We start from the raw sequence: 1,056 nt of genomic DNA, 5'->3' as shown, positions 1-1,056 counted from the left end.
AGTGACGGCGCTAATTGCTGATAAAGTGGCAACGCTGCCATATTAGCATGATTGAGATGTTGCTTTAGCGTCATTAACTGATGGGCCTGTGCCGGCGAGCTAACAGGGGCTTTTTCGGTGACTATTTGCTGTTCGCCTTGTAATACATTCAGCAAGTCTGTTGCAGTGTTATAAGCTAAATTCAGCTTATCCAGAACCTGGTTATCCGCCTGATAAGCATCATCACTGTGCTCACGCAGACCATCCTCTAAACGGGTGGCAAGCGTTGCTAGATTGCTGAAGCCAAGTGTGCCTGCGGCACCTTTTAAGCTATGAAATAACAATCGTGCATTACTACGGGTAAGTGTTTTATCCTCCAGTTGTTGTAATGCTTGCCTAAGATCCAGCTTAAATTGCTTTAATACATTGATATAAATCGTCAGAGAATAACCCAGGCGTTGGACAGCAGCTTCGAGCTCAATATGATGCTGTTGGCAGAACGCTAACGCTGCCTCATCAAAATTTAGATTTAATTTATTAACTTGTTTGACCTGAGGTGTTTTCCCTGCTTTATGATGATTGAGGATCTTGGTCGTCAAATCACTAAGATCAAAGGGTTTTGCGATGTGATCTTGCATACCTGCGGCCAAGCAAGCGGTTATGTCATCAGACATGGCGTGCGCTGTCATAGCAATAATCGGCAGCAGCTGATGTTTAGGTAGCTTCCTTATCTCACGTGTGGTTTGATAGCCATCCATTCCCGGCATTTGTATGTCCATCAGTACCATATCAAAGCGCTCTGCTGTACTTTCCAGCATTTTTAAAGCTTCCTCACCGCTACTCGCAATTTTAATGGTTGCCCCTTGTTGCTGCAATAACTCACTGGCAACCAGCTGGTTGGTCAAATTATCTTCTACCAGTAGTAATGATATTCCCTGCAATGGTTGCTCGTGCGGGGAAGGATAGTTCGGGAGCGGCAGGTCGGGCTCTTCATAAATAACACTCTCAACTGCTTGCAACATCATATTTTTCGTAACAGGTTTAATTAAAAATCCATCCAGATAACGCTCATAATCC

General features: G+C 44.2%; 1 protein-coding gene. It reads right to left on the bottom strand.

Annotated elements, in window-relative coordinates; genetic code table 11:
• Positions 1–1,056 (bottom strand): response regulator (locus A9479_RS19450; protein ID WP_156520113.1); only part of this gene is annotated, 1,056 nt, incomplete at both ends.

This window comes from Pseudoalteromonas sp. MQS005 (genome assembly GCF_001661605.1).
Classification (GTDB): domain Bacteria; phylum Pseudomonadota; class Gammaproteobacteria; order Enterobacterales; family Alteromonadaceae; genus Pseudoalteromonas; species Pseudoalteromonas tetraodonis.
This window is presented reverse-complemented; position numbering and strand designations above follow the sequence as displayed.